The 14,806-nt window shown below is 61.1% G+C and carries 20 protein-coding genes; 14 read left to right on the forward strand and 6 right to left on the reverse strand.

Annotated features, from left to right (window positions below):
• The first annotated feature begins 15 nt into the window (after positions 1 to 15).
• The 3 genes from GJU48_RS14000 to GJU48_RS14010 all read left to right on the forward strand — a co-directional run bounded on the left by GJU48_RS14000 (position 16) and on the right by GJU48_RS14010 (position 1,918).
• Positions 16 to 1,005, forward strand: a complete 990-nt coding sequence (locus tag GJU48_RS14000) for a 2-hydroxyacid dehydrogenase (RefSeq protein ID WP_094953767.1) — start codon at positions 16 to 18, stop codon at positions 1,003 to 1,005.
• 71 nt (positions 1,006 to 1,076) lie between these two features.
• On the forward strand, positions 1,077 to 1,517 hold the full coding sequence (locus GJU48_RS14005) for a hypothetical protein (protein WP_094953768.1): 441 nt from the start codon (positions 1,077 to 1,079) through the stop codon (positions 1,515 to 1,517).
• Positions 1,514 to 1,918: an META domain-containing protein gene (locus GJU48_RS14010; protein ID WP_094953769.1), complete on the forward strand. Its 405-nt coding sequence runs from the start codon at positions 1,514 to 1,516 to the stop codon at positions 1,916 to 1,918. The genes GJU48_RS14005 and GJU48_RS14010 overlap by 4 nt, the downstream gene beginning before the upstream one ends.
• A gap of 130 nt (positions 1,919 to 2,048) precedes the next feature.
• Here the strand turns inward: GJU48_RS14010 and GJU48_RS14015 are convergent, their stop codons facing one another.
• Positions 2,049 to 2,510 (reverse strand): TlpA disulfide reductase family protein, encoded by a 462-nt coding sequence (locus tag GJU48_RS14015; protein ID WP_094953770.1) that lies wholly within the window; start codon positions 2,508 to 2,510, stop codon positions 2,049 to 2,051.
• 116 nt (positions 2,511 to 2,626) lie between these two features.
• On the opposite strand from GJU48_RS14015, the gene arsC reads away from it, so the two are divergent.
• From arsC to GJU48_RS14030, 3 genes are read left to right on the forward strand one after another with little or no spacing between them, the layout of a single operon-like run.
• Positions 2,627 to 2,980, forward strand: coding sequence for an arsenate reductase (glutaredoxin) (gene arsC / locus GJU48_RS14020; protein ID WP_094953771.1), 354 nt, complete (start codon positions 2,627 to 2,629; stop codon positions 2,978 to 2,980).
• On the forward strand, positions 2,977 to 3,591 hold the full coding sequence (gene wrbA / locus GJU48_RS14025) for an NAD(P)H:quinone oxidoreductase (protein WP_094953772.1): 615 nt from the start codon (positions 2,977 to 2,979) through the stop codon (positions 3,589 to 3,591). Before arsC ends, wrbA begins: the two co-directional genes overlap by 4 nt.
• Positions 3,575 to 3,982 carry a DUF2069 domain-containing protein gene (locus tag GJU48_RS14030; RefSeq protein WP_094953773.1) on the forward strand — a complete coding sequence of 136 codons (408 nt, stop codon included), beginning with the start codon at positions 3,575 to 3,577 and terminating at the stop codon, positions 3,980 to 3,982. The genes wrbA and GJU48_RS14030 overlap by 17 nt, the downstream gene beginning before the upstream one ends.
• Before the next feature lie 96 nt (positions 3,983 to 4,078).
• On the opposite strand, the gene GJU48_RS14035 is transcribed toward GJU48_RS14030, so the two are convergent.
• Together GJU48_RS14035 and ttcA are read right to left on the reverse strand one after the other, a co-directional pair.
• The gene (locus GJU48_RS14035) at positions 4,079 to 4,750 is read right to left on the reverse strand and encodes a DNA-3-methyladenine glycosylase I (protein ID WP_094953774.1); all 672 of its coding nucleotides are present in this window, start codon (positions 4,748 to 4,750) and stop codon (positions 4,079 to 4,081) included.
• Positions 4,751 to 4,817: 67 nt separating this feature from the next.
• Positions 4,818 to 5,642, reverse strand: a complete 825-nt coding sequence (ttcA, locus tag GJU48_RS14040; RefSeq protein ID WP_094953775.1) for a tRNA 2-thiocytidine(32) synthetase TtcA — start codon at positions 5,640 to 5,642, stop codon at positions 4,818 to 4,820.
• A 265-nt stretch (positions 5,643 to 5,907) separates the two neighbouring features.
• Between ttcA and GJU48_RS14045 the strand changes: the two genes are divergently transcribed.
• Both GJU48_RS14045 and GJU48_RS14050 read left to right on the forward strand, forming a co-directional pair.
• Positions 5,908 to 6,510 carry a Yip1 family protein gene (locus GJU48_RS14045; RefSeq protein ID WP_094953776.1) on the forward strand — a complete coding sequence of 201 codons (603 nt, stop codon included), beginning with the start codon at positions 5,908 to 5,910 and terminating at the stop codon, positions 6,508 to 6,510.
• A gap of 128 nt (positions 6,511 to 6,638) precedes the next feature.
• A complete protein-coding gene (locus GJU48_RS14050) occupies positions 6,639 to 7,133 on the forward strand; it encodes a SprT family zinc-dependent metalloprotease (RefSeq protein ID WP_056861886.1) in 495 nt (164 codons plus the stop codon).
• 100 nt (positions 7,134 to 7,233) lie between these two features.
• Here the strand turns inward: GJU48_RS14050 and GJU48_RS14055 are convergent, their stop codons facing one another.
• A complete protein-coding gene (locus tag GJU48_RS14055; RefSeq protein WP_094950645.1) occupies positions 7,234 to 8,415 on the reverse strand; it encodes a CaiB/BaiF CoA transferase family protein in 1,182 nt (393 codons plus the stop codon).
• A gap of 157 nt (positions 8,416 to 8,572) precedes the next feature.
• Between GJU48_RS14055 and tusD the strand changes: the two genes are divergently transcribed.
• The 6 genes from tusD (at position 8,573) to GJU48_RS14085 (ending at position 12,009) form a co-directional block, all read left to right on the forward strand.
• The gene (gene tusD / locus GJU48_RS14060; protein WP_094950644.1) at positions 8,573 to 8,965 is read left to right on the forward strand and encodes a sulfurtransferase complex subunit TusD; all 393 of its coding nucleotides are present in this window, start codon (positions 8,573 to 8,575) and stop codon (positions 8,963 to 8,965) included.
• 1 nt (position 8,966) lies between these two features.
• Positions 8,967 to 9,317: a sulfurtransferase complex subunit TusC gene (tusC, locus tag GJU48_RS14065; RefSeq protein WP_094950643.1), complete on the forward strand. Its 351-nt coding sequence runs from the start codon at positions 8,967 to 8,969 to the stop codon at positions 9,315 to 9,317.
• A complete protein-coding gene (gene tusB / locus GJU48_RS14070) occupies positions 9,317 to 9,595 on the forward strand; it encodes a sulfurtransferase complex subunit TusB (protein ID WP_094950642.1) in 279 nt (92 codons plus the stop codon). The genes tusC and tusB overlap by 1 nt, the downstream gene beginning before the upstream one ends.
• Positions 9,592 to 9,927 (forward strand): TusE/DsrC/DsvC family sulfur relay protein, encoded by a 336-nt coding sequence (locus GJU48_RS14075; protein ID WP_094950641.1) that lies wholly within the window; start codon positions 9,592 to 9,594, stop codon positions 9,925 to 9,927. Before tusB ends, GJU48_RS14075 begins: the two co-directional genes overlap by 4 nt.
• A complete protein-coding gene (locus GJU48_RS14080) occupies positions 9,924 to 10,925 on the forward strand; it encodes a glycosyl transferase family protein (RefSeq protein ID WP_094950640.1) in 1,002 nt (333 codons plus the stop codon). The genes GJU48_RS14075 and GJU48_RS14080 overlap by 4 nt, the downstream gene beginning before the upstream one ends.
• A gap of 88 nt (positions 10,926 to 11,013) precedes the next feature.
• Positions 11,014 to 12,009: a glutathione S-transferase family protein gene (locus GJU48_RS14085; RefSeq protein WP_094950639.1), complete on the forward strand. Its 996-nt coding sequence runs from the start codon at positions 11,014 to 11,016 to the stop codon at positions 12,007 to 12,009.
• Between the two features lie 121 nt (positions 12,010 to 12,130).
• On the opposite strand, the gene cysG is transcribed toward GJU48_RS14085, so the two are convergent.
• Complete coding sequence (gene cysG, locus GJU48_RS14095) at positions 12,131 to 13,525, reverse strand: siroheme synthase CysG (RefSeq protein WP_094950638.1); 1,395 nt, start codon at positions 13,523 to 13,525, stop codon at positions 12,131 to 12,133.
• Positions 13,526 to 14,806 carry a serine--tRNA ligase gene (serS, locus tag GJU48_RS14100; RefSeq protein ID WP_094950637.1) on the reverse strand — a complete coding sequence of 427 codons (1,281 nt, stop codon included), beginning with the start codon at positions 14,804 to 14,806 and terminating at the stop codon, positions 13,526 to 13,528. It abuts the gene before it with no gap.

Raw genomic sequence — 14,806 nt, forward strand, 5'->3', positions numbered from 1 at the left:
CAGGAAGCTTTTTTCATGCGCGTCATTCTTTTCAGCAGCCAGACCTACGACCGCGACAGTTTTCTCGGCGAGCCGCTGCCGGCAGGCATTGAGCTGCAATTTCAGCCCGCCCGGCTCAACCTCGACACCGTGGCCCTGGCCGAACACCACGAAGTGGTCTGCGCCTTTATCAACGATGACCTCAGCGCCCCGGTGCTGGAGCACTTGGCCAAAGGCGGCACCCGCCTGATTGCCCTGCGCTCGGCCGGTTACAACCATGTCGACCTGCCCGCCGCCCAGCGCCTAGGCCTGACCATCGTGCGCGTGCCGGCCTACTCGCCCCACGCGGTGGCCGAACATGCCGTGGCCCTGATCCTCGCTCTCAACCGCCGCCTGCACCGCGCCTACAACCGCACCCGCGATGGCGATTTCAGCCTGCACGGGCTGACCGGTTTCGACTTGGTGGGTAAAACGGTCGGCGTGGTCGGCACCGGGCAGATCGGCGCCACCTTCGCCAAGATCATGGCCGGGTTCGGCTGCCAATTGCTGGCCTACGACCCCTTCCCCAACCCGCAGGTCCTGGCCCTCGGCGCCCACTACGTAAGCCTGCCCGAGCTGCTGGCGCAAGCACAGATCATCAGCCTGCACTGCCCGCTGACCGCCGACAGCAAACACCTGATCAACGCCGGTTCCCTGACACAGATGCAACGTGGTGCGATGCTGATCAACACCGGTCGCGGCGGCCTGGTGGACACCCCGGCCTTGATCGAAGCGCTCAAGGACGGCCAGCTCGGCTACCTGGGGTTAGATGTATACGAGGAGGAAGCCCAGCTGTTTTTCGAGGACCGTTCCGACCTGCCGCTGCAGGACGACGTACTCGCGCGCCTGCTGACCTTCCCCAACGTAATCATCACCGCGCACCAGGCGTTCCTTACCCGCGAGGCCCTGGCGGCGATTGCCGGCACCACGTTGAGCAACATTGCCGCATGGGCCTTGGGCCAGCCGCAAAATCGAGTCGAAGGTTGATCAGCGGTCACATACCAGGCTCATGATGGGCCGGCACCCGTGATAGGATGCCGCGCCTATTTGGAGGATCCATGGCCGAACACGATTTCCGCTTCAGCTTGCTGAGCCCGCAACACACCCTGATCGAATGCCGCGCCCTGGTGCCGGGCCGTTATCAAGTCACTGGCAACGGTGGCTCGATCAAGCACGGCGACGTGCTGATCGTCACCCTGCGCGGCAGTAAAACCCTGTCGATGCGCCTGACCGTCGAAGGTGACGCGCGCTACTCCATCCGCCCGGCGGGCCAATGGGTCGCCATGGCCCACGGGCCGAAGTTCGGCGAGCTGGAGATTCACACCTGGAAGGTCAATTGCGACAGCTGCGAGAGCGTGCTGGAGTTTGAATTCGCGGTGGAAACCAAGCTGACCAAAGAGCCGCTGCAGCCGGCTGCCAACGCGCGCATCAAGGAACTGGGCTGGGCCAGCGAAGGCGACAAGCACCGCTGCCCGAAATGCCAGCAGGCCGCGCAATGAAAGGCCTGCTTCTACTCGCGGCCGTCGGGGTTGGCCTAACCGGCTGCGCCGGCGATGCGGTGAAGCTCAAGCAGGACCACAGCTACGTGGTGGAATGGATTGGCGAACGGCCGCTGATGGATTACGCGCACCTGACCGTCACCCTCGGCGCCGATGGTCGCGCCTACGGCAATGGCGGCTGCAACCACTGGTTTGCACCGTACACCGTCGAGGGTAAAAAGCTGAACTTCGGCAAGATCGGCAGCACCCGCAAACTCTGCGCCGAGGCCTTGATGGAGCAGGAGCACCGCTTCTTCCAGGCCCTGCAAGGCGTGCAGCGTTGGGATATCTCGCCGATTGAACAGACGCGCTTCTGGCCGGCTGAAGGCAAGCCTATTCGGTTGTGGCTTGAAGAAGGCTGATCGCCTTAATTGCAAACTGGCTTTCTGTGGGAGCTGGCTTGCCTGCGATAGCATCGACTCGGTTCGATCCGACTCGGTATCACAGACGTACCGGGTCGCCCGCATCGCAGGCAAGCCCACTCCAACACTTTTAACCGCGTAAGGCTTTAAGTTTGGCGAGCACCCCTTCCGCCGTCTGCTCACCCATCAACTGTTCCCGCACCTTGCCCTTGTCATCAATGATGTAGGTCACCGGCAATGCCTCGCTGCGCGGAATATCAAAAATCGCTTCAGGGTTCTGGGCCAGCACGGTGAACTTGATTCCCAGCTTCTCGCTGGCGGCCTTGAGCTCTTCACCCTGCACATTGTCGAAGTTAACCCCGAACACGCCGACGTTTTGCCCTTTCAACTGCTCGGCCAGGGCATTGAGTTCCGGAATTTCCGTGCGGCACGGGCCACACCATTCGGCCCAGTAGTTGACCACCGCCCATTGCTTGTCCAAGCGTTCGGACGCGACTTTCTTGCCGTACTGGTCAACGCCGTAGTCGTTACCGCAGCCGCTTAGCAGCAGGGTTGTGATGATCGCCAATGCACCGATCAGTCGCCTTGTCATGGGGTAATCCTTCGCAAAAAATGAACGTTGGCTGCGACCTATCGCCTCTTACGGTTTAAGGACGGGACGCTGCGCAGGTAGAATACCCGCCACCTTACGCAAGATGCGACCCGCACATGACCGATCTGACGCTTTATCACAACCCGCGCTGTTCGAAATCCCGCGGTGCGCTCGAACTGCTGGAAGCCCGCGGCCTGAATCCCACCGTCGTGCGCTACCTGGAAACGCCGCTGAATGCCGCGCAAATAAAGGCCCTGCTGACCAAACTGGGCATCAGCGCGCGCCAACTGCTGCGCACCGGCGAAGACGAATACAAAACCCTCAACCTGGCCGACGCCAGCCTCAGTGAAACGCAACTGATTGTTGCCATCGCCGAACATCCCAAGCTGATGGAACGCCCGATCCTGGAAACCGCCGATAAAGCCGTCATTGGCCGCCCGCCGGAAAACGTGCTGGAGCTGCTGCCGTGACCGCGCCGTATGTGCTGGTGTTGTATTACAGCCGCAATGGCTCGGTGAGCGAAATGGCCCGGCAGATTGCCCGGGGCATCGAGCAGGGCGGAATGGAAGCGCGACTGCGTACCGTGCCGGCGATTTCTACCGAGTGCGAAGCCGTGGCGCCAAGCATTCCGGACGAAGGCGCGCTGTATGCAAGGCTCGATGACCTGAAAAACTGCTCGGCCCTGGCCCTTGGCAGCCCGACGCGTTTTGGCAACATGGCCGCGCCGCTCAAGTATTTCCTCGACGGCACCAGCAACCTGTGGCTGACCGGCGCCCTCGTCGGCAAGCCGGCCGGCGTGTTCACCTCCACCGCCAGCTTGCACGGCGGCCAGGAAACCACGCTGATGTCGATGCTGTTGCCGTTGCTGCACCACGGCATGCTGATCACTGGCCTGCCTTACAGCGAACAAGCGCTGCTCGACACCCAGGGCGGCGGCACGCCGTATGGCGCCAGCCACCACGCCGGGCCCGACGGCAAGCGCCTGCTCGACCCGCACGAAATCACCCTGTGCCGCGCCCTCGGCCTGCGCCTGGCCAACACCGCCACACTGTTGGAGAACGGCCGTGGCCAGAAAGCCTAAGGTCCTACCGCCCCAGGCGTGGCTGGAACCCCGGGTCAAGGTCGCACGCGCGCTGAGCCTGCTGGCGTTTCTTGGGTTGGTGGGGTTGCTGTGCGGGTATTACCTGTTCATCGCCGACCTGCACGGCGCGCGCCCGTGGGTGATCCTGCTGATCGAACTGGTGCCGCTGCTGGTGCTGGCGCCGGGGATGCTGCTGGGCAGCGCACGCGGGCATTCGTGGATGTGCTTTGCGGTGAATTTGTATTTCATCAAGGGCGCGCTGGCCGCGTATGACCCGAACCGACAGTGGTTCGGGGTGCTGGAAATGCTCGCGAGCCTGGCGGTGTTTTGCACCGCGTTGTTGTATGTGCGGTGGCGGCATCAGTTGAATCGGCGGTTGGCTGAGGCCTGATAGAGATTCGGCGCCTGATGGTCAGTCTTCGCGAGCAAGCCCGCTCCCACTTTGTGATGTGGGAGCGGGCTTGCTCGCGAAGGCATCACCTCGGTCTCAATGGTTGACGGTGTAAGCCAACATCATCGACAACTGGCACATCGGCCGGCCACTCTCGGCATGCCATTGGTTGAACGCGCCCTGCACCGTCGCCAAATCCCGCAGGCTGGTCGGCGCCTTGTCGACAATCTTCTGCGCATTCAACGCCGCCACCACGTCATAGCTCGGCACAAACGTGTCTTTGCCCACCATGCGCAAGAAACGCGGCGCCGACAGCCCGCCCAACTGGTGGCCGTGCTTACTCAGGTATTTCCATAACCCGACGATATCGGTCACCGGCCACTCGGCGATAAACGCGCCGAAGCTGCCCTTTTCCTGCTCGATGTCGAGGATCATCTGCGCATTGCGCGGCACGCTCTTGAGCTTGCCCAGGTGACGGATGATGCGCGTGTCCTGCATCAGCCGCTCCAGGTGCTCGGCGCCCATCAGCACGACCTTTTCCGGGTCGAAGCCGAAGAAAACCTGCTCGAACGCCGGCCACTTGCCGTCCACCACGCTGTGCTTCAAGCCTGCACGGAATACGCGCAGCGCCAGGGTCGAGAGGTAGCGATCATCACTGATCTTGCGCAATTGCGCCGGGGTCTTGGGTACAGGCAGGTGGGCTTCCAGCTCGGCCGCTGAACCGAAGCGGTTCAGACAATATTCGTGCAGCCACTTGTAATCGCGCATGCCCTCTCCTGGCAATTGAATTGAAAACGGCGCCCGTGAGCGCCGTCTTTCAGAGCGTTGAAACGTCTTAGAGGTTCACAACATTGACGAAACGCGAGGCGGCAGTCTCGTCGATTTTAAGGCGGGTGAAGTCGAACAGGTTGCGGTCAGCCAACTGCGACGGCTGCACATTCTGCAGGCTGCGGAAGATGCTTTCGGTACGGCCCGGGGTCTTGCGCTCCCAGTCCACCAGCATGTCCTTGACCACCTGGCGCTGCAGGTTCTCCTGGGAGCCGCACAGGTTGCACGGGATGATCGGGAATTGCTTGAGGTCGGAGTAGGCCTGGATGTCCTTCTCGTTGCAATACGCCAGCGGGCGGATCACCACGTTGCGCCCGTCATCGGCGCGCAGCTTGGGCGGCATAGCCTTGAGCGAGCCGTTGAAGAACATATTGAGAAAGAAGGTTTCGACGATGTCATCGCGGTGGTGACCGAGCGCCATCTTGGTCGCGCCGATCTCATCGGCAAAGGTGTACAGCGTGCCACGGCGCAGGCGCGAGCACAGCGAGCAGGTGGTCTTGCCTTCCGGGATCAGCTCCTTGACCACCGAGTAGGTGTCTTTTTCGACGATGTGGTACTCGATGCCCAATGCTTTCAGATAGGCCGGTAGCACGTGCTCGGGAAAGCCTGGTTGTTTCTGGTCCATGTTGACGGCGACGATCTCGAACTTGATCGGTGCGACCTTTTGCAGGTGCAGCAGCACGTCAAGCAGGGTGTAGCTGTCTTTGCCGCCGGAGAGGCAGACCATGATCTTGTCGCCCTCCTCGATCATGTTGAAATCGGCGACCGCTTCACCGGCCAGGCGACGCAGGCGTTTTTGCAGTTTGTTCTGGTTGACCGTAAGAGTGCCCATGGCGCTTGGATCCGCTAAAGGTGTGTGACGAAAAGCCGGTTATTTTACCTTCAGCCCCCAGTCGACCGAGTCATTACTGACAGACCTCAGCGCGATTAGCGCCACTGTTTACAGCGCAATTTGCTCTAAAGCCCTACAGTTTTTCCGGTCATCACTTCCTATACTGCGACTTAAGGTCGCATATAACTATCCAGGACCTTTGAGGCCATTTGGCCCGTGGGCGCTCCGATGGGGGGCGATGGTAATAACGACAGGAGTGACTGGCATGATCCATCACGTCGTGGGGCTGTTTACCCATCCCGACCAGGAATGGCGGGAAATTCGTGGCGATAAAGAAGAAAGTATCGGCCACATGTACCTCACTCACACCCTGATTCTGGCGGCGATCCCCGCCGTTTCCGCGTTTATCGGCACCACACAGGTCGGCTGGGTCATCGGCAACCGTGCCCCGGTCATGTTGACCCAGGAAAGTGCGTTGTGGATGACGATCATGTCGTACGCAGCCATGCTCGGCGGCGTGGCGGTGATGGGCGCGTTCATTCACTGGATGGCCCGTACCTACGACGCCAGCCCCAGCATGGCGCGCTGTGTGGCGTTTGCCACCTACACCGCGACACCGCTGTTTATCGGCGGGCTGTCAGCGCTCTATCCGCATATGTGGCTGGGGATGGTCGTGGGCACAGCGGCTATCTGTTACACGGTGTACCTGCTCTATGTCGGGCTGCCAACGTTCATGAGCATCGACCCCGACGAGGGCTTCCTGTTTTCCAGTTCAGTGCTCGCTGTAGGTTTGGTGGTGCTGGTGGCAATCATGGCGTTTACCGTGATTGTCTGGGGCTTGGGCGTTGGTCCGATTTACACCAACTAGGCGGATAAAACCGTAGGCAAAGCCACCGCAAGGTGGCTTTGTGCGTTATGCATGACCATTCGGCGCCTGACAGATTCGGAAACACCGGCTTTTGCGGCATACTGGACGCCTCTGGAGAGATGGTCAGCATGCCCGAGCAACTCAATACCCGCGTCGAAGATTGTTTCCTGCAAGCCGAATCCTTTTTTAAACGAAGCTTCAAACGCCCCCAGGTCAGTCTCAAGCTGCGGGGCCAGAAGGCCGGTGTCGCGCATTTGCACGAGAACCTGCTGCGCTTCAACCCACAGTTGTACCGCGAAAACAGTCAACATTTCCTTAAACAGACCGTGGCCCACGAAGTGGCGCACCTGATCGCCCACCAATTGTTTGGCGAGCGCATTCAGCCCCATGGTGAGGAATGGCAATTGATCATGCGTGGGGTTTACGAACTGCCGCCGGATCGCTGCCACACCTATGAAATCAAACGTCGGCAAGTGACCCGGTATATCTACCGCTGCCCGTGTGCCGACAGTGATTTCCCGTTTTCGGCCCAGCGCCATGGGTTGGTAAACCAGGGGCGACGGTATTTGTGTCGGCGCTGCCGGCATACCTTGGTGTACACCGGGGAAACTCGGGTGGAGTGATTGCTGGTGTCTGTGATGGCCCCATCGCAGCATCGGTATCCTTTTTGTGTCGTGCTAGGCCGATGACGAGTTTTTATTGGTAGATACCCATGCCCAGGCCCTACCCAACCACCCTGGCACGACGCAACTCGGCTATCCGCTGAGCATCTATCCCCAGCTCAGCCAACACTTCATCCGTATGCGCCCCCACCGCCGCACCAATATGCCGAGGCTCTGGCAACCCCTCTGAAAATTTCAACGGGCAGGCGATTTGCGCCTGGGCCGAGCCATCGCCGCGTGGCACCTGGCTGACCAACTCCCGCGCTTTCAACTGCGGATGCTCCACCGCTTCACTCAAACGGAGCACCGGCTCCACACACGCATCCACCCCGGCAAACAGCTCGCACAATTCATCAAAGCTGCGCTTTTCAAACTCAACCTGCAGCGCCCGCTTGAGGGCTTTTTGCTGTTCCGGCTGGGGAGACAGGCCTTGCGCTGCCAACTCCGGCCGCCCCAAGGCCGCGCACATTTGCTGCATAAAAGCGGGTTCCAGGCTACCGACCGACATCCAGCGCCCATCCCGGGAGCGGTAGTAATCATAGAAACTGCCACCGTTAAGCACATGGGTTTCCCAACCCGGCTCGACCCCACAGGCCAGGTAACCGGCGCCGGCCATGGCGTTCAGGCTGAACGAACAATCGGTCATGCTCACGTCCAGGTATTGGCCGACCCCGCTGTGCTGCCGCGCAATCACCGCCGCCAGCAAACCCACCACCGCGTGCAGCGAGCCACCGCCGACATCCGCCAATTGCACGCCCAGCGGCAGTGGCCCGCTGTCCTGGCGCCCGGTGTGACTGGCGATGCCCGCCAGCGCGAGGTAGTTGATATCGTGCCCAGCGCGGTCCTTATAAGGCCCCGTCTGACCGTAGCCGGTGATCGACACATAAATCAGCCTGGGATTGATCGCCTTCAACGCCGCATAACCCAACCCCAAACGCTCCATCACCCCAGGGCGGAACTGCTCCAGGACGATGTCGTAGTCCTTGACCAGCGCCCGCACAATCTCCAGCGCCTCGGCCTGCTTGAGGTCCAGCGCCAAGCTGCGTTTGTTGCGATGGAGGTAGGCATGGCTCGCCGACGTGCCCTGATCATGGGGCGGCAGGACCCGCAACAAGTCCATGCGCGTGGGCGATTCGATGCGCAACACTTCAGCGCCCATGTCCGCCAGCATCAAGGACGCGAAGGGGCCAGGCAGCAAGGTGGAAAAATCCAGCACTTTGAGGGACGCCAAGGGACCTGACATGAGCACTCCAATTCGGTTTTGAATGCCCACAGCGTAGGCAGGCTTGGCGCTACCGGCAATCGTCAGAACGATCAGCGACAGTGACCGTTTTGATCACGGCGGGCTTTTTCGCGGCGGCGGCTTTATCATTGGCCCACGTTTATTTGCAGAGTGCTCCATGAAGTTTGCGATTGCGCTGTTTTCCGCCGCCCACGCGCCCTCCTCGCGCCGCGCCTTGCTGTTCGCCCAGGCGGCGCTTGCCGGTGGGCATGAGATTGTGCGGCTGTTTTTTTATCAGGACGGCGTGTACAGCGCCGCCAATAACATCGTTGCGCCCCAGGATGAGCAAGACATCGCCCGGCAATGGCGCGAGTTCGTCAGCCAGCACCAGCTCGACGGCGTGGTGTGCATCGCCGCGGCCTTGCGCCGTGGCGTGCTGAACAACGAAGAAGCCACGCGTTATCAACGCAGCGCGGTGAACCTGGCTGCGCAGTGGGCGCTGTCGGGCCTTGGGCAGTTGCATGACGCCGCCCAGGCCGCCGACCGCCTGATCTGTTTTGGAGGGCCGTGACATGTCCAAATCCTTATTGGTGATCAGCCGCCAGGCGCCGTGGTCCGGGCCGAGTGCGCGCGAAGCACTGGATATCGTGCTGGCCGGTGGCGCGTTCGATCTGCCGATTGGCCTGCTGTTTATGGACGACGGCGTGTTTCAACTGGCGCCGCACCAAAACGCCAAGGCCGTGCAGCAAAAAGACCTCAGCGCCAACCTGCAGGCACTGGGCCTGTTCGGCATTGATGAAGTGTTCGCCTGCAGCCACAGCCTGGCCGAGCGCGGGCTCACACCTCCCGCCAGCGCTCAAGCCATGAGCAGCAACGATATTTCCAAGCTGATTGACCGTTACGACCAGGTGATTACCCTCTGATGTCGACTTTACATGTGGTGTCTCACTCCCCGTTTACCGACAGCCGCCTCGCCAGTTGCCTGCGCGTGTGCGGCGCCGCCGACGCGATCCTGCTGTGCGGCGACGGCGCCTATGGCCTGCACAACCCGGCCCTGCAAACCAAGGGCCTGAAGGTCTTTGTGCTGGCCGAAGACATGCAGGCGCGCAACTTGCCGCTGCCGGACTGGGCCGACAGCGTGGACTACCCAGGCTTTGTGCAGCTGTCGATCGATTACGACAAGGTCAACACCTGGCTATGAACACCTTGACCGTAGGTTCACGCACCCTCGAACTGGACAAGGACGGCTACCTCGTCGACCTGAATGACTGGTCCGCCGAGGTCGCCACAGCCTTGGCCGCAGCCGAACCCTTGGAATTGACCGCCGCGCACTGGGAAATCCTCGAACTGCTGCGCGGTTTCTATGCACAATTCCAGCTGTCCCCCGCCACGCGCCCGCTGATCAAGTACACCGCCTTGAAGCTGGGCCCGGAAAAGGGCAACAGCCTGCACTTAAACAAACTGTTTAACGGCACTCCCGCCAAACTCGCCGCCAAGCTGGCGGGCCTGCCCAGGCCGACGAATTGCTTATGACCGACTTTGCCCCGCTGACCCTTGAAACCCCTGCCGAGCACCCGTTTGCGCCGTTCGTGCGCATCCTGGGCAAAGGCAAACGCGGCGCGCGCAACCTGACCCGTGAGGAAGCCCGCGAAGCCATGGGCATGCTGCTCGACGAAAAAGTCGAAGACACCCAGCTCGGCGCCTTCCTGATGTTGCTGCGCCACAAGGAAGAAAGCCCGGAAGAACTCGCCGGTTTCACCGAGGCCGTGCGCGAGCGTTTGAATGCGCCGGCGCTGAACGTGGATGTCGACTGGCCAACCTACGCCGGTAAAAAGCGCCACCTGCCGTGGTATTTGCTGGCAGCCAAGTGCCTGGCGCAAAACGGTGTACGCATCCTTATGCATGGCGGTGGTGCCCATACCGCTGGCCGGTTGTACACCGAGCAATTGCTGGAAGGTTTGCAAATCCCGCTGTGCCGTAACTGGCAGCAGGTCGAGACGGCTTTTGAGCAAGGCAACCTGGCGTTTATCCCGCTGGGTGACTGGGCGCCGCCATTGCAGCGCATGATCGACCTGCGCAACACCCTGGGCCTGCGCTCGCCGATCCACTCGCTGGCGCGCTTGCTCAACCCGCTGAGCGCCCGTTGCGGCCTGCAAAGTATTTTCCACCCTGGCTACCAGGGCGTGCACCGCGATGCCAGCGGCCTGCTTGGCGACAACGTGATTGTGGTCAAAGGCGATGGCGGCGAGGTCGAGATCAACCCGGACACGATCAGCCACCTGTATGGCACCACCGGCGGCGCAAGCTGGGACGAAGAGTGGCCTGCGCTCTCCGCTCAACGCCATGTTAAACCCGCGACCCTTGAGCCTGAACAGTTGAAGGCACTCTGGCGTGGCGATATCGAAGACAGCTACCCGCAACTGGCCCTGATCGCCACCATGGCCCTGGCCTTGCGCGGCCTCGGCCACCCACGCGTGCAGGCCTTCGAATTGGCCCAGCAATACTGGGACGCACGGGACAAATCGATTTAATCGATTATTCACGCCCGGTCTTTGCGCTTTTAGTTCGAACTCATCCCTTTAGACTGGGCTCCAACGCTTATTAGCCAAGGAGCCAGTCATGGGTTTGCTGATCGAAGGACACTGGAAAGACCAGTGGTACGAAAGTAGCGCAGACGGCGCGTTCCAGCGCGAACAGGCCCAGCGCCGCCACTGGGTCACCGCCGACGGCCAACCTGGGCCGAGTGGCGAAGGTGGCTTTCAGGCCGAAGCCGGTCGCTACCATCTGTACGTTTCCCTCGCCTGCCCCTGGGCGCATCGCACTCTGATTTTGCGCAAGCTCAAGGGCCTGGAAAGCCTGATTGGCGTGTCCGTGGTCAGCTGGTTAATGCTGGAAAACGGCTGGACCTTCGACAAGGCCCACGGCTCTACCGGCGACAAGCTGGATGGTTTCGACTTTATGCACCAACGCTATACCGCCGACACCGCCGACTACACCGGGCGCGTGACCGTGCCGGTGCTGTGGGACAAGAAGCTCAAGCGCATCGTGAGTAATGAATCGGCGGAGATCATCCGCATGTTCAACAGTGCGTTTAACCAACTAACCGGCAATACCCTGGACTTCTACCCCGAGGTGTTACGCCCGAGCATCGACGCGCTGAACGATCGCATCTACCCAGCCGTGAACAATGGCGTGTACCGCGCAGGCTTTGCCACCTCGCAAAAGGCCTATGAAAGCGCGTTTGATGAGGTATTTGCCGAGCTGGATCACCTGGAGCAGCACCTGGGCGAGCATCGCTACCTGGCCGGTGAGTACCTGACCGAAGCCGATGTGCGGCTGTTTACCACGCTGATTCGCTTTGACGCGGTGTATTACAGCCACTTCAAATGCAATTTGCGGCGGATTGCCGATTACTCGAACTTGTCGAACTGGCTGAGGGAGATGTATCAGTGGCCGGGAGTGGCCGAGACAGTGGATTTTGCCCATATCAAAGGGCATTACTATGCGAGCCATCGCACGATTAACCCGACGGGGGTTGTGCCGAAGGGGCCGTTGCAGCGTTTTGATGTTGGGCATGATCGTGAGAGATTAAGTGGCAAAGGCGTCTGGAACTGATGATGATCGTTCCCACGCTCTGCGTGGGAATGCCGCCCTGGACGCTCTGCGTCCGCTCTTAAAAGCATGACGCGGAGCGTCATAGGGTGCATTACCACGCAGAGCGTGGGAACGAGCGATGTCAGACCTGGGACTGAGCGCCTTCAAACCACTTCAGCTTCTCACGCAACATAACCACCTCACCGACGATCACCAATGTCGGCGCATGCACTTCATGCTCCGCCACCATGCGCGGCAAGTCCGCCAGGGTTCCGGTGAACACGCGCTGGTTGGACGTAGTGCCCTGCTGGATCAACGCCGCCGGCGTATCCGCCGCACGCCCATGCTTGATCAGCTGTTCGCAGATGATCGGCAAACCGATCAGCCCCATGTAGAACACCAAGGTCTGCGACGGGCCAACGAGATCATGCCAAGGCAAGTCCGAGGTACCGTTTTTCAAATGCCCGGTGATAAACCGTACCGACTGCGCATAGTCGCGATGGGTCAACGGGATCCCGGCATACGCCGCGCAACCACTGGCCGCAGTGATCCCCGGCACCACCTGAAACGGGATGCCATGAGCCGCCAGTTCTTCGATTTCTTCGCCGCCCCGGCCAAAGATGAACGGATCGCCACCCTTGAGACGCAGCACGCGCTTGCCTTGCTTGGCCAAGTCCACCAATTGTTGGTTGATCTGGTCCTGCGGCACAGCATGGTCGGCGCGACGCTTGCCGACATAGATGCGCTCGGCATCACGACGGCACAGCTCGAGAATCGCCGGCGCTACCAAGCGGTCATACAGCACCACGTCGGCTTGCTGCATCAGGCGCAAGGCACGGAAGGTCACCAGGTCAGGATCGCCTGGGCCGGCACCCACCAAGTAGACTTCGCCCGGCGCATGCGGCGGCGCGCCGTTGACCTTGTCAATCAGCAGACGCTCGGCTTCATCGCCCTGCCCGGCCAACTGGCGGTCAGCAATCGGGCCTTGGAAAACCTCTTCCCAGAACGCACGGCGCTGCTGCACATTCGGGTACAAACCTTTGACCTGGGCACGAAAACGCGCCGCCAACCCGGCCAACTGGCCATAGGTGGACGGAATCCAGGTTTCCAGCTTGGCGCGGATCAAGCGCGCCAGCACCGGCGCATCGCCGCCGCTGGAGACTGCAATCACCAATGGCGAACGGTCGACAATCGCCGGGAAGATCACGCTGCACAAGGCCGGCGCATCCACCACGTTGACCGGTACGCAGCGACGCTTGGCATCACTGGACACTTGCGCGTTCAGTGGCTCGTCGTCGGTCGCGGCGATGATCAGGGTGCAACCATCGAGGTCGGGCTCCTGATAACCGCGCAAAATCAGTTCCCCGCCACTGCCCAGCACCAGTTCACGCAACTGGTCTTCGATCTGGGGAGCAACCACCCGCAGCAACGCACCGGCGTCGGCCAGCAGCCGGGATTTGCGCAAGGCAATCTCCCCGCCACCGACGACCAACACACGACTGCCGCGCAGGTTATGAAACAGCGGCAGAAATTCCATTTAGCCGATGACCTCAACGCCCGCCATGTACGGCTTAAGCACCTCAGGCACACGGATCGAACCGTCGGCCTGCTGGTAGTTTTCCAGCACCGCCACCAGGGTACGGCCTACGGCCAGGCCCGAACCGTTGAGGGTGTGCACCAGCTCCGGCTTGCCGGTTTCCGGGTTACGGAAACGCGCCTGCATGCGACGGGCCTGGAAATCACCGCAGTTGGAGCACGACGAAATCTCGCGGTATTTGTCCTGGCTCGGCACCCACACTTCGAGGTCGTAGGTCTTCACGGCGCTGAAACCCATGTCGCCGGTGCACAGCGCCAGAACGCGGTACGGCAGCTCCAGCAGTTGCAGGACGCGCTCGGCATTGGCGGTCAGGCCTTCCAAGGCCTCCATGGAGGTCGACGGCTCAACCACTTGCACCATCTCGACCTTGTCGAACTGGTGCTGGCGGATCATGCCGCGAGTATCACGACCCGAAGCACCGGCTTCACTGCGGAAGCACGGCGAATGGGCGACAAACTTCATCGGCAGTTGCTTGGCGTCGAGGATCTCGCCAGCCACGATGTTGGTCAGCGACACTTCGGCGGTCGGGATCAGGTACAGATCGGCTTCGCCATCGCGGCTGATCTTGAACAGGTCTTCTTCGAATTTCGGCAACTGGCTGGTGCCCATCAACGCCGGCGCCTGCACCAGGTACGGGGTGTAGGCTTCTTCGTAGCCGTGCTCGCCGGTGTGCAGGTTGATCATGAACTGTGCCAGGGCACGGTGCATGCGCGCGATGGGGCCGCGCAGCAAAGCGAAGCGCGCACCGGACATTTTGGCGGCGGTTTCGAAATCCAGGCCACCGGTCAGCTCGCCCAACGCAACGTGATCCTTGATCTCGAAATCAAAAGCTTTCGGGGTGCCCCAGCGGCGCACTTCGACGTTGCCGTCTTCGTCTTCGCCAATCGGTACGGATTCGTGCGGCAGGTTGGGAATGCCCAGCAGGATCGAGTCCAGCTCGCTCTGAATGCCTTCCAGCTCGACTTTACCGTCAGACAGCTCAGTGCCCATGCGCTCGACGTCCGCCATCAGCGGCGCGATGTCTTCACCGCGCTGCTTGGCCTGACCAATGGATTTGGAACGCGCATTACGCTCAGCCTGCAGTGCTTCGGTGCGGGTCTGGACGGTCTTGCGCTGTTCTTCCAGCGCTTCGATGCGCGCAACATCCAAGGCAAAGCCACGGGATGCCAGGCGGTCCGCTACGTCCTGAAGGTTGCTACGTAACAGTTTGGAATCGAGCAT

It is taken from the genome of Pseudomonas sp. IB20 (genome assembly GCF_009707325.1).
In the GTDB taxonomy this organism is placed as follows: Bacteria; Pseudomonadota; Gammaproteobacteria; order Pseudomonadales; family Pseudomonadaceae; genus Aquipseudomonas.

What these genes read in the sequence shown, in the direction of transcription:
- GJU48_RS14000 (WP_094953767.1), top strand. Translation starts at nt 16, where the DNA reads ATGCGCGTCATTCTTTTCAGCAGCCAGACCTACGACCGCGACAGTTTT.
- GJU48_RS14005 (WP_094953768.1), top strand. Translation starts at nt 1,077, where the DNA reads ATGGCCGAACACGATTTCCGCTTCAGCTTGCTGAGCCCGCAACACACC.
- GJU48_RS14010 (WP_094953769.1), top strand. Translation starts at nt 1,514, where the DNA reads ATGAAAGGCCTGCTTCTACTCGCGGCCGTCGGGGTTGGCCTAACCGGC.
- GJU48_RS14015 (WP_094953770.1), bottom strand. Translation starts at nt 2,510, where the DNA reads ATGACAAGGCGACTGATCGGTGCATTGGCGATCATCACAACCCTGCTG.
- arsC (WP_094953771.1), top strand. Translation starts at nt 2,627, where the DNA reads ATGACCGATCTGACGCTTTATCACAACCCGCGCTGTTCGAAATCCCGC.
- GJU48_RS14035 (WP_094953774.1), bottom strand. Translation starts at nt 4,750, where the DNA reads ATGCGCGATTACAAGTGGCTGCACGAATATTGTCTGAACCGCTTCGGT.
- ttcA (WP_094953775.1), bottom strand. Translation starts at nt 5,642, where the DNA reads ATGGGCACTCTTACGGTCAACCAGAACAAACTGCAAAAACGCCTGCGT.
- GJU48_RS14045 (WP_094953776.1), top strand. Translation starts at nt 5,908, where the DNA reads ATGATCCATCACGTCGTGGGGCTGTTTACCCATCCCGACCAGGAATGG.
- GJU48_RS14050 (WP_056861886.1), top strand. Translation starts at nt 6,639, where the DNA reads ATGCCCGAGCAACTCAATACCCGCGTCGAAGATTGTTTCCTGCAAGCC.
- GJU48_RS14055 (WP_094950645.1), bottom strand. Translation starts at nt 8,415, where the DNA reads ATGTCAGGTCCCTTGGCGTCCCTCAAAGTGCTGGATTTTTCCACCTTG.
- tusD (WP_094950644.1), top strand. Translation starts at nt 8,573, where the DNA reads ATGAAGTTTGCGATTGCGCTGTTTTCCGCCGCCCACGCGCCCTCCTCG.
- tusC (WP_094950643.1), top strand. Translation starts at nt 8,967, where the DNA reads ATGTCCAAATCCTTATTGGTGATCAGCCGCCAGGCGCCGTGGTCCGGG.
- tusB (WP_094950642.1), top strand. Translation starts at nt 9,317, where the DNA reads ATGTCGACTTTACATGTGGTGTCTCACTCCCCGTTTACCGACAGCCGC.
- GJU48_RS14075 (WP_094950641.1), top strand. Translation starts at nt 9,592, where the DNA reads ATGAACACCTTGACCGTAGGTTCACGCACCCTCGAACTGGACAAGGAC.
- GJU48_RS14080 (WP_094950640.1), top strand. Translation starts at nt 9,924, where the DNA reads ATGACCGACTTTGCCCCGCTGACCCTTGAAACCCCTGCCGAGCACCCG.
- GJU48_RS14085 (WP_094950639.1), top strand. Translation starts at nt 11,014, where the DNA reads ATGGGTTTGCTGATCGAAGGACACTGGAAAGACCAGTGGTACGAAAGT.
- cysG (WP_094950638.1), bottom strand. Translation starts at nt 13,525, where the DNA reads ATGGAATTTCTGCCGCTGTTTCATAACCTGCGCGGCAGTCGTGTGTTG.
- serS (WP_094950637.1), bottom strand. Translation starts at nt 14,806, where the DNA reads ATGCTCGATTCCAAACTGTTACGTAGCAACCTTCAGGACGTAGCGGAC.